Consider the following 14,930-nt stretch of genomic DNA (forward strand, 5'->3'; position numbering starts at 1 on the left):
TGTAACGATCCTTCGTCGCTAACAGCGAGTAAATGGCGGAGGCGTGTAGGAATCGAACCTACCCATCCCGCTTGTGGCGGAATACGCTGGCTTTGAAGACCAGGAGGGCCACCAGACCCCTTTCACCTCCATTAGAATCTGTTAGTTATTCCGCCACGCAGTGGCGGAATGACGTTACAGATTCTTATGTCCCGATAATCATCGGGACAATACACTCTTACCTATGCTCCATGTTCGCCAACACCCTTACATCACCTTCCCTTTTAGTCACCTTGATGGTATCCAGGTATTCTAATAACGGAATCGCGTATTTGCGAGAAGTATTCACCAATCTGGAAAACTCGCCGGCTTTAATATTCGCATTCCGGTTCAGGTGTTCCTTGAGCGCCTGGGTCGCTTTGATTACGGCCTGGCGGTGCATGACCACACCATCGGACAGGCCCACCAAAATATCCATCTCCTTTAATATATGAATCATCTCCTCCAAGGCCCTGGGTTTTACATTCAATGCCTTTTCCAGGCCATCAATCCCGGGCGGGCTGAAGAGGTTATCAAGGAAAATCTTTTCCGTCCGCTCCTTAAGTTGCGCTTGTTTATCGGTCAGTTTAATGGAATATCGGCTGAGTTTGGCGGATTCACCGGTTAATTGCACCGCACCCTCTTCGGATAACCCGGTTAATGCGCTTTCAATAAAATCATCCGTTATTGCGCTTTTAGCCAATACTGATTTTATCTCCTTGAGCGGGATATTAATTATGGCTGGGTTCTTAAGATAAAAGTCGTTCATCTCCTTGATTATCCGGTCTTTGAGCAGCCTGAAATTATCGGCATGCATTATCCGCCGGGCTCTGGCTCCGGCAATAATTACCCGCCCCGCGTCTGATAATTTATTGATGGCCTGTTCCACCTCCGGTTCGGGCAGATTGACCTTGGCCAGAATATCTTTGGAATTAACGGAAACGATGCCTGAATTAATCAGCACCTGCTCCACCGAATCTCCGTCATCAGACACCTCCAGCGCTTCAAGCTGCTCCACAATCTCGGCCTGAAAGCGCTTGTGTTTTACCGGATGGGCATCAATGATATGCCCGCCGCCGATGGTAATCATCGGCGCATATAAACGCATCACAAACCGGTCGTCCTTGGCCACGCTCAGCGGCAACTCAGACTTAAACTGGATGAGGCCGTCCTGTCCCGGCTCAAGTTTATCCTTATCCAGCAGAACAATCCGTCCCAGGAACTCACCGGTGCCGATATGTAGCCGGACCCGGGTAAAGTTCTTGACCGGACGCGGGCAACCGGGCAGAATCTCTATAGCCGCGTCAAATATGGAGGTCGGGGCAATATAACCCGGCGCAGCCAGGGTATTGCCTCGAATCAGGTCTTCCTTCTTGATGCCGGCCAGGTTTATACCGGCCCGCTGGCCGGCTGTAATCTGGGCCACCTTGCCGCCGTAGGACTGGATTTGGCGCACCCGGGCCGGAATCTTCTGGGGCAACACCTCAAGGATATCATTAACCTTCAATACCCCGCTGACCAATGTGCCGGTAATGACCGTACCCGAACCGCTCATGGTAAAGATACGGTCTATCGGCAAACGGACCGGCAGGTCTTTATTGCGCTGGGGAATATTGGGCGCCAGGCGGTCTATGGTGTTGATTAATTCGGGCAATCCCGCGCCGGTGACTGACGATACTTTGAGCACCGGCGCATTCTCCAGAAAACTGCCTTTGACCAATTCGGAAATCCCAAGCATAGTTTCTTCCAGGCGTTCCGGACTGGTTATATCCACCTTGGTTAGGACAATAATTCCGCTCTTGATAGCCAGCAGATTCAGGATATCAAAATGCTCCCGGGTCTGGGGCTTAACGCCCTCGTTGGCATCAACCACAAACAGGACCAGGTCAACGGTATTAACCCCGGCCAGCATATTCTTGATAAAGCGCTCATGACCCGGGACATCAATTATCTGGGCCAGCCGCCCGCCGGGCAGGAGGAAATTGGCGAACCCGATGTCTATAGTCATCTCCCGCTCTTTTTCCTCTTTGAGCCGGTCCGGGTCAATCCCGCTTAAGGCCTTAATCAGCGTGCTCTTGCCGTGGTCCACGTGACCGGCTGTGCCAATCAAAACATATTCCATACAAACTAAAAGACGGAAGAACCTAAGAACTAAAGAACAACCGCTTGCAGTACTTTCGTCCTTCCGTTCTTTCGTTCTTCAGTTAGAAGTACTTATTTTCTATCGCCTCGGTCGGGCATTCTTTCTGGCATTCCAGGCAGCGGGTGCATTCCGGTGAATTGGGCGAAATGTGAGTATGCACAGCCGTCGGGCAAATATTGTAACACGCCTCGCATTCCGTGCACTTATTCTTGTCTATAGCCAGCTTGTAGAGGCTGAACTTGTTGAGAAGCGCAAACATGGCGCCAATCGGACACACCGCCCGGCATAACGGACGGCTGATTAACACGAAAAGAACTATAAAAGCAATCAGTATCCAGAACCTGGGTGATTTCAGCCATATCATCCAGAAACTACTCTTCTGGCCATCCGCACCCTGTCCATCTGTAAACTGCTGGTTTATCGCCGGAGCAACTTCAGTGGTTTTGGCATCAGCCGGTGTTATAGAAAGCGGCATAAAGGCCTCAAGCGTCCCGGCCGGGCAAAGCCGGCAGAAGAAGAAATCCTGGGGCGTGGTCTGACCCGGAGTCAGGTCAATCCCGAAAAATAGCGGAATCAGAATGACCATGATAACCAGAGCCGCGTATTTGCCGTATTTCAGGAATGACGGCAGATTGAATTTCCGGCCCGGTATCTTATAGAGCAAATCCTGAATAAACCCAAAAGGGCAGACCCAGCCGCAGAGCATCCGGCCCAGGAGCGCGCCGAAAAGAACAATCGTGCCCAGAACAATAAAGGGGAAAACGCCGTTGGCAAAGAACTGGCCTAAAGCTCCAATCGGGCAGGCGAATGCCGAGACCGGACAGCCCCAGCAATTCAGTACCGGGAAACAAACCTGGCGATAAGTAAAGAAATAAGGATTAAGCAGAAAGACAAATACGGTTTGGGTTATCCGGCGCCAGAGGTTGATACTTGATTTCTGCTTTGCAGACATTTACAGTTAATTATGAATTATAAACTATGAGTTATCAGTTAGAATTAATAACTAATAACTCATAATTATTAACTATTATTACCCCGCACACGGCGGGTATCTTATTTGCTCCCTCAGGTGGAGCAGGCCTTTTCGCGCTCTTTGATAAGCAGGTTACCATCCTTATCCCGGGTAATGCCGTCATAGCACATCTGGTCCATCAAATCCGGCTCGGTCATTGTAACGGTTTCAGGCAACGCGCCTTCCTTGGCCGGCCCTTTGAGAACGTCATACTTGCTGAAACCGAAACCGTAAACCAGTCCGGCCACCGCCGCCATAAGCAGAATTACCGTAAAAACATTAATCACTGATTTCATAAGCGCTCTTATATTAGCATTAATTGCCGGTTAGGCAAATATTTCAGTCAATCATTTCCAGTAATGCCTGGATGCGCGATTTTAACTGCCCGGAATCAGACGGCGAATAGTTGGTTTCTATTTTCAGATACGGCAAGCGGTGTTTCTGCTTGATGTGCTTTCGGATAAAGTATGACTCCACATCATAGGTCAGACAGCCCTGCCAGATAAGTTCTATAACGGCCTGGGGCTTATATTGCTTTATCAGTCGGTCCAGCGCCTTCAGGCGCCGGGTGTTCGGAGTCATGACCGAACAAGGCAGGTAGAAGTATTTCTCAGCCAGCGCCTGAATCGGGTCAATGTCCTCGCGCACATCTGTTTCAATTGGCCTTAAGCCGGTGCAGTTTTCCTGGGCCACTACCGCGCCGCCCACGTCCTCTATAATCCTCATCACCTTTTCCGCCTCGTGCGGCATAGGCACTCCGGTGACCAGGATGCGCGGGCGCCCGTCTTTCTTAGAATCATTTCTTCTGGCCGAGCTGACTATGGCATCATAGGCCTTGAAATCATCAGGTATGCCGGAGATTAAACTCTTGGCATTGAGGATATCCATGCCGGACAGGAGAGGCGGATTCGATTTGGCCAGCTCGGCTATTTGCCGCCTGAGTTGGCGTTCCTGATTCATAACCTTAATCGCAGCTTTCAATCGCTTGTCGGTTATCTTGGTCCCGAATTCCTTTTCCAGATACTTCCGGAACTTAACCAATTCCTGTTTCCAGTGCTCAAACGCCTGCTTGTCATCTACCTTCTGGGGCAGTTCCAGGATATACATCGGCCTGGTCTGTCCGAGAATCTCAAACATCTTCTTCTTGCCGTCGCAGGTGGTCTCGCCGACCAGCAAATCAGCCATTTCCAGAAACGGATTGCATTTGAGTTTGGCGTAGCCGTAGGAACTCTTAATCAGCGGGCAGAGATTAGCCGGCAGGTCCTGCTCAGCCGCCGAGATGGTCTGGTTACTGCCCCCGCACATGCACACCGGCACGGCATTGGCGGCCATAATGATTTCCCGGGGCGTGTATTCGCAGAATATGCCGACTATTGGTTTGCCCTGTTTCTTGGCCTGACGGGCATACTTGAGGCAGTTCTCAATCATATGGTCAAAATACGCCAGAGGATTCTGGGTTGGACAACAGGATTTAGCAGATTGAACGGAACAACAAGAGGATTTACTACTAACCATAATATTTAACACGAATCACACGAATAGAACGAATAAGACGAATAAGTAATTACATTCGTACCATTCGCTCCGATTCGTGTCATTCGTGTTCGTATTCCTATTTACCCAATACAATATGTGATTCCTGATTAGGAATCACCTCGCCGACCACGACCGCATCGCTGACGCCCTGGTTATGCAGTTCTTTAAGCATCTCATCCGCCTTGTCCTTGGGCACGGACATCAATAGCCCGCCTGAGGTCTGAGCATCAAACGCGATATTCTGCATCTCTTCAGCCACCCCGTCTTCTATCCGGCTAAACTGGCCGTAATAGTCCTTATTGCTGAACGACCCGCCTGGCATAATACTGTCCCGGGCAAATGCCCTGGCCTCTTCAAACACCGGAATCTGCTCGGCGCTGAATCTCAGTGTCACCTGGCTCATCAGCCCGATATTATAAGCGTGGCCTATCAGCCCGAATCCGGTTATATCAGTACAAGCATTCGTTCCTATCTTAAGCATCACCTCGGACGCGGTCTTGTTGAGCGTGGCCATTGATTTAACTATCCGTTTCATCAGGTCATCAGCCACCTTATCCATGGTGTTAGCCATGGTAATAATCCCGATGCCCAGCGGCTTAGTCAGTATCAACACATCGCCGACCCCGGCGCCGGCATTGGTGACTATCCTCTTCGGGTGAATCAGGCCGGTCACAGCCATGCCGTATTTAACCTCCGGGTCAATGATGCTGTGCCCGCCCACGATGACCGCGCCGGATTCCTTGACCTTATCCGCCCCACCCTTGAGAATCTGAGCGATGACATTGTGGTCCATCTTCTTGGGCGGAAACCCAATGATATTCAGCACGGTCAAAGGCCGGCCGCCCATGGCATAGACATCGCTCAGGGAATTGGCCGCCACAATCGCGCCGTAGTCATAGGGGTCGTCCACCACCGGCGTAAAGATATCCACGGTCTGGACCAGGGCAATCTCGTCGCTGATGCGATAGACCCCGGCGTCATCAAGCGTATCACCGCTGACCAGCATATTGGCATCCTCAAATTTGGGCAATTGGCGCAGAACCTGCGCCAGGTCCTTGGGGGACATCTTGCCGGCTCAGCCCACGCACGAGACAAATTTGGTCAATCTTACTTTTTCTGTCATATAAATTCTAACACGAATCAGACGAATAATAGCGAATCGTACGAATACCGCAGTAGCCGCGATAGCGAATTATTCGTGTCATTCGTCCTCATTCGTGCCATTCGTGTTTATCTTATTATCTCTTTCAACGCATTTATTATTTCAGTATCTTCGCCATCCAAAATAGTCCGCATATCAAAGAGCACCCGGTTATCCTTGAGCCGGGCTAAAATAGGTATCTCGCGCTGCCTGAGTTGGTCGGATAATCTCTGGGCTGAAATGCCCTTGGGTTTTATTGCCACGGCCTTGGTCGGTATATTGTATCCGGCCAGGGAACCGCTGCCGGCCTGGGAATAGTCGTCAATCACCACTGCGTCCGCCAACCTGTTCTTAAACGCCTCAGCCCTTTGGCCCAGCGTCTTTCTATCAGTGGTCAGCATCCTCAAGGTCGGGTTGGCCTGCATAACCGTATCCTTATCCCGGAATAATTTCAGGGTCTCTTCCAGTGCCACCAAGGTAAGTTTACCGGCCCGGAACGCCCGATATAACGGATTCTTCCTGATGACCTCAATATATTTCTTCTTGCCGATAATAATGCCGGCCTGGGGACCGCCCATGAGTTTATCAGAGCTGAAGCAAATCACATCAGCTCCGGCCTTGATGCTCTCAGACACCAGCGGTTCGCCGGTCAGCCCGAAAGAAGACAGGTCAATTAATGCGCCGGAACCGATATCATCTATAACCGGTAGTTTATGCTTATGCCCCAATACGGCCAGCTCCTTGATATCCACCTCGGAGGTAAATCCGACAATCCGGAAATTACTGGCGTGGACCTTGAGCAGCGCTCCGGTATTGGCGTTAATCGCTTTTTGGTAATCCTTGAGATGGGTCCGGTTGGTCGTGCCGATACTCTTCAGGCGTGCGCCGCTGGTCTCCATGATATCCGGAATCCGGAACGAGCCGCCGATTTCCACCATCTGGCCGCGCGAGCAGACAACCTCCTTGCCCTTAGCCAGGGTATTGAGAATAAGAATCGTAGCCGCCGCATTGTTATTGACCACGGTCGCGGCCTGGGCGCCGGTCATCTCGCAAATCAGCCCTTCAATAATCTTATCCCGGTCTTTCCGCAATCCGGTCTTGAGGTCAACCGCCAGGCGCGAATAACCGCTGATATGATGCTTGAGCGCATCCACAGCCGAAGCCGGCAGCACAGCCCGGCCCAGACCGGTATGAAGCACAATACCCGTGGCATTGATAGACCGGCGGAACAAAGGCATAGTCCGCTGGCGCACCTCTTTCTCCACTAACGAGAATATTCCTTCTGTATCCGGCATCCGGAATCCGGCTATCTCTTCTCTATCCAACGTCCCGATGCCCTGCGAGGATGCGGGGCGCTCCGTTCGTGAGCATCGGAGCGCCTTGATTGACTGCCGGAGTTTATCTAAAACACTGCGCACGGATTGGACCACCAGGGAACGCGGGCAGGCCGCTAAAAGCGCCGCTGTTTTATCGAATTGCAGTATCTCTTCAATGGACGGAATTCCTCTTAGCAAGACGCCTTTACTGTGTTTATCTGTGTCTATCTGTGGTTTCATTATATTACGGTAATTCGCTTCTTTCCCGGTTTTATAACCCTACCAATAATGGTTGCCTCTTTAATACCTTTCGCCCTGAGTTTTTGCAACAATAATTGCGCCTTATTCTGAGGCACGCTTATCAACAACCCGCCTGAGGTCTGCGGGTCAAAGAGCAGATTAACCATTTCCTCAGGCAGTCCTTTGGGCATGCTGACATAACGCTGATATGACCGCCGGTTATTGCGGGTGCCGCAGGGCACAAATCCGGCTTTAGACAGCTCCAGCGCCCCGTCAAACATTGGCACGGCCTGGTGGTCTATAACCATGCTGACCCTGCTGTTTGACGCCATCAGATAACTATGCCCGATGAACGAAAAACCCGTCACATCCGTGCAGGCATTGGCTTTCATCTTTACCGCTATTTCTGATGCAATCCTGTTAAGCGTGAGCATGGATTTAATAACCGGTTTCATCCCGTCCTGCTTAACCCTGCCGGCCTTGAGCGCCGAGGTAAATACCCCGGTGCCCAGCGGCTTGGTAAGTATCAGGCAATCGCCGGGCCGGGCCTGGGAATTGGTGATAATCTCATCCGGATGGACTGTGCCGGTCACGGACAGTCCGTATTTCAGTTCCGTGTCATTGATGGTATGCCCGCCCACCAGGACCGCGCCGGATTCCTGAATCTTGTCCATCCCGCCCCTAAGCATTTCACGCAGGACATCAAGCGGGAATTTAGAGGCCGGGAAACCGACCACATTCATGGCGGTAATCGGTTTACCGCCCATGGCATAGACATCGCTCAGGGCATTAGTTGCGGCAATCTGGCCGAAGAGATAGGGCTGGTCCACGATAGGCGGGAAGAAATCCACGGTCTGGATGATGGCTATTTCAGGTGATAATTTATATACGCCGGCATCATCAGGCCGGGCCAGGCCGACCAGGAGATTGGGGTGTCTGCTGATGGGCAGATTGCGCAGGGCGCTGGAAAGGATATCCGGGCTTAGTTTAGCGGCGCAGCCGCCGCTCTGGACCGTGCTGGTAAGCCGGATATTTGACATAGTACTCGCCCCGTTAGAAAGCCCCTTAAAGAGCAGATAAACCTACATTTCTGCCTAAGAATATCGCGTTTAGAACTTTCTAACGGGGTAAAGTGCACAATCATTCCCCTTTCTCTCCTTTCACCTCGCCGAGCAGTTTGTGGTTGCAGAAGAGTTTCACGCTAAAGGGGCGCTGGGCACCTTTCTTTACTCCACCGGAGTAATCATTAATCGAGCCCCCTCAGCCCACACAGAAGGCGCCTTTGCTGACCTGGGTTTTCGCGCCATCGAGCACCTCGACCTGGGGGAAAATCTTGGGGCTGAAATTATAGTATTCCTCATCCGCGCTGCCAAAGACCCGGATGGATTTATAGGTCACCTTGACCTTGTCGTAGTCGTCCACGGAAAAATTAAACTCAAACCTGAATGACGCGCCCCACTGGACGCTGGTCGTGACTATCTTACCGTCCTTGTCAACCGCCTCGGCCACCTCTATGGGCTTCATCTGGTTCTGCTTGATAGCCGCGTGGCTGGTGCCTTCCTCAATATAGCCCAGCCAGAGATTATAGGAACCGACCGGCACCAGGGCTTTCTTGTTGCCGGCCACATTAATATAGATATCGCCGGAATTGACGATGAGCAGGTCCACGCCGGTCGGGCACTTAAATCCGCCCAGCAGGTCGAGCTCGTTGCATTTGCCTTCGTAGGGCTTGAGCGAGATACTTACGCCCTTGGGGTCGACCTTGCACTCGTAGAGCTTGTTCTTGAGATTGATGACGCTGCTGACCGGCACGCCGTAGCGGGACTTGTCAAAGACCATCAGGTCGGTACCGATCTCATCATACGAGCCGTTCTTGTTCTGGTCAATCAGCATCAATTCCACGCCTTCCACCTTGCCGGAACTGAAGACCGGGAAATCATCCGGCACGTGCTTATCCTCCTGAATCAACTGCGGGGTGAGCACCTTGGCGAACGAAGACGGCCTATTATTGGTGTTGTTGGTCACGGCCATGGGATAGTCCTTGACCTCGACCGACCTGGTGCTGGTATTATCCTGCGACCTCAAGTCTGAAGAAACAAGAAATGCCAGGGCCAGAACCGACGAAAGGATGAGAATCTTTTTCATAGTATGCACCTCCTATTTAGTTTGTTTGCGCGGCGCCGTAAATGCGCCCTCAATCACAGATGTGGACTCTAAGAATCTATATATTATTATACCCCGTCATTAATCAGATGTCAAGTAGAATCGTAAAAATATTTAGCTCTGCTGAAAACCCTCTCCCCCATTGCGGAGCGGCAGCGGAGTCCCGATTATTTCGGGGTGGGAGAGGGCAGGGTGCCCCGATGTCCATCGGGGAACCCCTCCCATCAAGGGAGGGGAAAAATAGAGGGTTCTCTAAAACCAAAATATCTGAATTATTCCAGTTAAGAATCTTTCCGGAAAATACGATAAAAGGTAACTAACCCTTAACCTAAGAAATGCGACGCCATAAGAAAGGTCTTACCTATGCCCAAATCCTCTAACACCCCGCCCGACAAGGCGAGGCTCGCCAAAGGCGGTCAGCCGGACAATACGGAAATGGTGGACACGGAACTGGACTTATCGGCTATCAGGTTATGGCAGTATCTCCAGGCCAACAAGAACGTCTCGGTCAAGGCGCTCCAGGCCGACTATGCCCAGATAATCACCGTGAAGTTAAGGGAGCTGCTGCCGGCGGAAACCGCGGCCCAGATGGGCATCAAACTGACCCTGGGCCGGCTCCAGCGCCAGGGCAAGGCCAAAGTCTTCCACGACTCCTATACCAACCAGGACCGGGTCTGCGTGTCCGGGGACTGGGCCTTCAAAAGCAAATGGATGACCGCCATAGAAATCTCGCCCAATATGTTATAGGGGCTGTTAGGAGTAAAACGACCTTTACAGTCCCTTATCCCGACATGGGCAGCGTCGGAATTAGGCATTCTTGAAACGTAGTGATTATTGCTTAATTGTCAACTCTAAATGTCATATTTACTGCAAAATCAGGCATAAAATGCCTATAATCACATATCTGCAGATTCCATCTAATTATAGAATGAAATCCGGCTAAAATACGGTCAAAATAGAAGAAATTTGACGGTTTTATAGTGAAAGTGTTGAAAAATTCAACATAGTAATACCCTAAAATGGTACTACCCCTACTACTCCTCCCCCCGGGGTATACTACCCCCTACCCCCCTCATATATTAACCATAGGTACCGGTTGTCGTATCCATAGGTGTCTCTTGTCGTATCTCTGGGTGCCGGTTATCGTATCCATGGGTACCAGTTGACGTATCTATGGGTACTGATTGTCGTATCAGTAGGTACTGGTTGTCGTATCAGTGGATACTGGTTGTCGTATCAGTGGGTATCGGTTGACGTATGAGAGGGTATCTGTTGTCGTATCAGAGGGTATCGGTATTGCTACGAATGGATATCCGGTAATAATGGAGAGGGTATTGGCTATCGTATCTATGGGGTCTAAAATTTACACTAATTCAAGTTAGGTGGCACACCTCGGTTTCTATCCCTTTATTTACACAGATTATCAGGCACTTTTTTTAGAAACTGGTTACCAAACATTTCCCTTAATGCTTTCGGTGATGGTTATGAATAAAGATTAACGGCCTTGGCCCATTTCTGCAGGGCATTGACCCGGGCGGTCTTTTCTTCAGGCAGCGCCAGCGGACGGCCTCTGGTGTCAATGATAATACCGACTACGCCGCCTTTGACCTTTTTCCTGACCACCTTGCCTTTGCCTTCACCCATGTCAAAGTTCTTGCTGGGATGGACCTCGATGGTGGCTTCATGGCCGACATTCAACGGATAGAGTTTTATCTCGCCGAAGGGCATAGAATCAACGGTGGTCTTGCCGTCCGGATAGGTAATCTTGTATTCCACGCACCGGTCGCCGGGTTTGGCCAGTCCGACCGGGCAGATGGCCGCGCCCAGGTAAACCATACAGTCCCGGTCAAAGACGTCGGTGGCCGCCTTTTCATTGACCGTGGACAAGACGCCCAGGTGCGGCATCATAAAGATGCTGTCCACGGACAGGTGGGTGATTCCGGCCGGCTGGTAGGAGTCAATCATCATGACCATGGACTGGACCCTTCTGGGGGCGTGCGAGAGTATGCCGCCTGAGCCGACAATCAGGTGCAGGCGGTTCATGTCAATCAGGGTCTGGCCGCTGGCCGACTGGTCAAAGGCATCGGAAATCGAACGTTCCTGCTGGACGCCTTTTAGTCCCACGGCCAACTGCTTGTGGTGTTCAAATGCCAGGCGCAGTGCCTCGCGGGCAATGGCCTGTTCTATCTGCAGTTCGTCCCGGGTCTGCGGGATAGTGGTCGGGCGAATCATCTTGTTCTTGATGCGGTTGCGGATATCCTCTTCCTGGACGTCAAAGGGCACCCAGCGCATAATATTGGGCAGTCCGGCCTCGGCCAGGACGTTGGAGATAGAGTAACTCATGCCCAGATTGGCGCTGACCGTGCGGTTGAAAATACCGTCAAAGACCGAAAAAGTGTCGGTAGTGGCGCCGCCGATATCAACACCGACCACGTTGATGCCCTGCTTCTTGGAGATGGCCTCCATAATGAGACCCACCGCGGCCGGCGTGGGCATAATGGGCGCGCCGGCCCAGGACATGAGTTTCTTATAACCGGGTGCCTGGGCCATGACATGCTCCAGGAATAAATCGTGTATCTTGGTCCGGGCCGGAATCAGGTTTTCCCGTTCCAGGGTCGGCCTGATATTATCAGTAATATACAAAGCCGTCCGCTTGCCGAGAATCCCGTCAATCTGGGTGCGCGCCTCTTTGTTGCCGGCGAATATTACCGGCAGTTGATAGCCGATGCCGAAGCGCGGCTTGGGGTCGGCCGCGGCCAGGTATTCGGCCAGTTCCACCACGTGGGTGACGGTGCCGCCGTCTGTGCCGCCGGATAACAGGACCATATCAGGCCGGAGTTGGCGGATGCGTTCTATCTTTTCATAACCCAGCCGGCCGTCATTGGAGGCCAGGACATCCATAACAATAGAGCCGGCGCCGAGCGCGGCTCTTTGCGCGCTTTCACCGGTCATGCTCTTGACCGCGCCGGCCACCATCATCTGCAGTCCGCCGCCGGCGCTGCTGGTGGAAACATAAAGGTCAACCCCGACATTGCCGTTATTGGGATAGATAATCTTTTCGCCGTCCAGGATTTTGCGGCCGGACAATTCCTCTATTTCGGAAATGCCGTTTAACACGCCTTTGGTCACATCCTCAAAGGGCGCTTCGACCGTGGTGGGCGCCTCGCCCCGGAAGGTCTGGCGGTATTCGCCGGACGGCATCTTTTCTATTAATATGGCCTTGGTAGTGGTGCTGCCGCAATCAGTGGCGATAATGACATTAAGTTCTTTGCTCATCTTCTCTCTTTTCTATCAATTCTATCAAAAACGGGATGCTCTTCCGCCGCTCCAGTATCTGGGCCAACAGTTCCACCTCCTTGGTGGAAATCGCCAGCGACACGATGGGCTGGAAGAAGACCATGGCCTGGCTGGACAGGAAATTCAGGGGCCGGACGCTTTCCAGGAACATCAGGGCCGGGGCGGCCAGCCGCCTTTTGACCACCGCGTCAGCCACCTTGTTAAGCAGTGCCGTTTCCTCTTCCGAAAACACGGTCTTGGATTCGTCCTCGGTGGCAAAGGCGTATCTCACTTTATCCCAAAAACCCTGTTTAACGTCAGACATCATATGCTCTATACCGTAATCATAGACAGAAGCTTTTTGTACCGCTCCTGAACCTGTTTACGATTTGTGTCCTTAAGGCCTTCGAGGCCGAATTCCTCGATGGTAAAAGACGCCACGACATTACCATAAAGCAGCGCCTGCTTCAAGTTTTTGACCGACAGATTGTCGATCCGGGCCAGGTAACCCATCATGCCGCCGGCAAAGGAATCCCCGGCGCCGGTCGGGTCGCGGACCACTTCTATCGGGTAACCGGGTATGGCAAAGAAATCGTTCTTGGTAATCAGCAAGGCGCCGTGCTCACCCTTCTTGATGATGAGCATCTTGGGCCCCCATTTGAGGATGGCCCGGGCCGCGCTGACCGTGTGATGCATCCCGGTCAACTGGTGCACCTCGTCGTTATTGACAATCAGGCCGTCAATGTGTTCAATCAGTGACAACAACGCCTTTTTCTCGTTGGCAATCCAGTAGTTCATGGTATCGCAGACCACGAATTTGGGACGGCGAATTTGCTTAAGGACATTTTTCTGGAGTTTGGGAGAGCCGTTAGCCAGGAAGACGTATCGGGAATCCTGGTAATAAGGGGGAATGACCGGCTGGAAATCGCCGAAGACGCCGAGCGCGACCGCCCGGGTCTCGGCCCGGCCCATATCGCCGACATACTGGCCGGACCAGCGGAAGGTTTGGCCGGGTTCGGTCTTTAGCCCGCGCAGGTCAACCTTACGGCTTTTGAGCAGTTCCAGTTCCTCATCCTGCGCGAAATCGTTACCGACCACGCCGACCAGGCGGACCGGCGAGAAGAATCCGGCGCCGTAGGAGAAATAGACGGCCGAGCCGCCCAGGATATTCTCCACTTTGCCGTGCGGGGTTTCAATCGTATCAAGAGCCACAGAGCCGACAACTAATAAAGACATATTTCATATATTTACCAAAATCTATTGCTTAACTCAATATTTTTAGTTATAAAGTAAATTGATTTAGCAGATATATCTGATTATTGCCCCCGTAGCTCAATTGGATAGAGTGGCTGGCTTCGAACCAGAAGGTTCCCCGTTCGAGTCGGGGCGGGGGTATTGTAAAAGCAGGTTTCCGCCAGAGGCGGATCTGCCTTCGGCATGACAAGTCCTGCCGGGGGTATTTTTCTTAATGGTTACGAAAGGTGGCGGTACTTTATGAGGGTTATTTCTATTGTCGGCAAGTCCGGCAGCGGCAAGACCACGCTATTAGAAAAGATAGTCCGGGAACTGGCCCGGCGCGGGTATCATATCGGCACCATCAAGCACGATACGCACGGGTTTGAGATTGATTACCCGGGCAAGGATTCCTACCGGCATTTCCACGCCGGGAGCCAGATGACCATGATTTCCGGCCCGGACCAGATAGCGTTAGTCAAACGGCTGGCCAAGCCGCTGGCTTTGGATGAGACGCTCAGGATATTCTTTAAGCCCCATAAATTCGACTTGATTATCACCGAGGGGTTCAAGCGGGAGAACAAGCCCAAGATAGAGATAGTCCGTAAGGCAATATCAACCGAGCCGATTTGCCGGAATAAAGGCGACCAATTAGCCGCCTTAGCCAGCGATATAAAAATCACGGGTTATTCGGTGCCCCAGTTCGGACTGAATGAAATTAAGAAGATAACTGATTTTATAGAAAAAGAGTTTATAGCCACGAAGACACGAAGGCACTAAGAAACCCCTTTGGATCTTGTGGTAAAAAGCCCCGATGTTCATCGGGGTCTAAGTGGCTGTAACGCTCCTTTG

Annotated in this window: 13 protein-coding genes and 2 tRNA genes; 3 read left to right on the forward strand and 12 right to left on the reverse strand. The window is 51.8% G+C overall.

The window, feature by feature from the left end; translation table 11 throughout:
* Positions 1-33 precede the first annotated feature (33 nt).
* From HZA49_01770 to HZA49_01810, 9 genes are all read right to left on the reverse strand, one after another.
* Positions 34-130: transfer RNA gene (locus HZA49_01770), tRNA-Sec, on the reverse strand.
* A gap of 87 nt (positions 131-217) precedes the next feature.
* Positions 218-2,140 (reverse strand): selenocysteine-specific translation elongation factor, encoded by a 1,923-nt coding sequence (selB, locus tag HZA49_01775; GenBank protein ID MBI5778170.1) that lies wholly within the window; start codon positions 2,138-2,140, stop codon positions 218-220.
* Positions 2,141-2,222: 82 nt separating this feature from the next.
* Complete coding sequence (locus HZA49_01780) at positions 2,223-3,113, reverse strand: 4Fe-4S binding protein (GenBank protein MBI5778171.1); 891 nt, start codon at positions 3,111-3,113, stop codon at positions 2,223-2,225.
* Positions 3,114-3,226: 113 nt separating this feature from the next.
* Positions 3,227-3,469, reverse strand: coding sequence for a hypothetical protein (locus HZA49_01785; GenBank protein MBI5778172.1), 243 nt, complete (start codon positions 3,467-3,469; stop codon positions 3,227-3,229).
* Between the two features lie 43 nt (positions 3,470-3,512).
* Complete coding sequence (locus tag HZA49_01790) at positions 3,513-4,601, reverse strand: 2-hydroxyacyl-CoA dehydratase (protein ID MBI5778173.1); 1,089 nt, start codon at positions 4,599-4,601, stop codon at positions 3,513-3,515.
* 184 nt (positions 4,602-4,785) lie between these two features.
* Positions 4,786-5,775, reverse strand: coding sequence for a selenide, water dikinase SelD (gene selD, locus HZA49_01795; GenBank protein ID MBI5778174.1), 990 nt, complete (start codon positions 5,773-5,775; stop codon positions 4,786-4,788).
* Positions 5,776-5,939: 164 nt separating this feature from the next.
* Positions 5,940-7,406: an L-seryl-tRNA(Sec) selenium transferase gene (locus HZA49_01800; GenBank protein ID MBI5778175.1), complete on the reverse strand. Its 1,467-nt coding sequence runs from the start codon at positions 7,404-7,406 to the stop codon at positions 5,940-5,942.
* Entirely contained in the window at positions 7,406-8,446 is a 1,041-nt protein-coding gene (gene selD / locus HZA49_01805; GenBank protein MBI5778176.1) for a selenide, water dikinase SelD, read from the reverse strand. The genes HZA49_01800 and selD (HZA49_01805) overlap by 1 nt, the downstream gene beginning before the upstream one ends.
* 220 nt (positions 8,447-8,666) lie before the next feature.
* A complete protein-coding gene (locus tag HZA49_01810) occupies positions 8,667-9,551 on the reverse strand; it encodes a hypothetical protein (protein ID MBI5778177.1) in 885 nt (294 codons plus the stop codon).
* A gap of 381 nt (positions 9,552-9,932) precedes the next feature.
* Between HZA49_01810 and HZA49_01815 the strand changes: the two genes are divergently transcribed.
* Complete coding sequence (locus tag HZA49_01815; protein MBI5778178.1) at positions 9,933-10,316, forward strand: hypothetical protein; 384 nt, start codon at positions 9,933-9,935, stop codon at positions 10,314-10,316.
* Between the two features lie 735 nt (positions 10,317-11,051).
* On the opposite strand, the gene HZA49_01820 is transcribed toward HZA49_01815, so the two are convergent.
* The 3 genes from HZA49_01820 to HZA49_01830 are packed head-to-tail and all read right to left on the reverse strand — an operon-like array spanning position 11,052 to position 14,081.
* Positions 11,052-12,845, reverse strand: a complete 1,794-nt coding sequence (locus HZA49_01820) for a glutamate mutase L (protein ID MBI5778179.1) — start codon at positions 12,843-12,845, stop codon at positions 11,052-11,054.
* Positions 12,829-13,173 (reverse strand): hypothetical protein, encoded by a 345-nt coding sequence (locus tag HZA49_01825; GenBank protein ID MBI5778180.1) that lies wholly within the window; start codon positions 13,171-13,173, stop codon positions 12,829-12,831. The genes HZA49_01820 and HZA49_01825 overlap by 17 nt, the downstream gene beginning before the upstream one ends.
* Before the next feature lie 5 nt (positions 13,174-13,178).
* Complete coding sequence (locus HZA49_01830) at positions 13,179-14,081, reverse strand: sugar kinase (protein MBI5778181.1); 903 nt, start codon at positions 14,079-14,081, stop codon at positions 13,179-13,181.
* A gap of 85 nt (positions 14,082-14,166) precedes the next feature.
* On the opposite strand from HZA49_01830, the gene HZA49_01835 reads away from it, so the two are divergent.
* Positions 14,167-14,240, forward strand: a tRNA-Arg gene (locus HZA49_01835).
* 99 nt (positions 14,241-14,339) lie between these two features.
* A complete protein-coding gene (mobB, locus tag HZA49_01840; GenBank protein ID MBI5778182.1) occupies positions 14,340-14,858 on the forward strand; it encodes a molybdopterin-guanine dinucleotide biosynthesis protein B in 519 nt (172 codons plus the stop codon).
* Positions 14,859-14,930: the final 72 nt, after the last annotated feature.

This window comes from Planctomycetota bacterium (genome assembly GCA_016235865.1).
GTDB lineage: Bacteria > Planctomycetota > MHYJ01 > JACQXL01 > JACQXL01 > JACRIK01.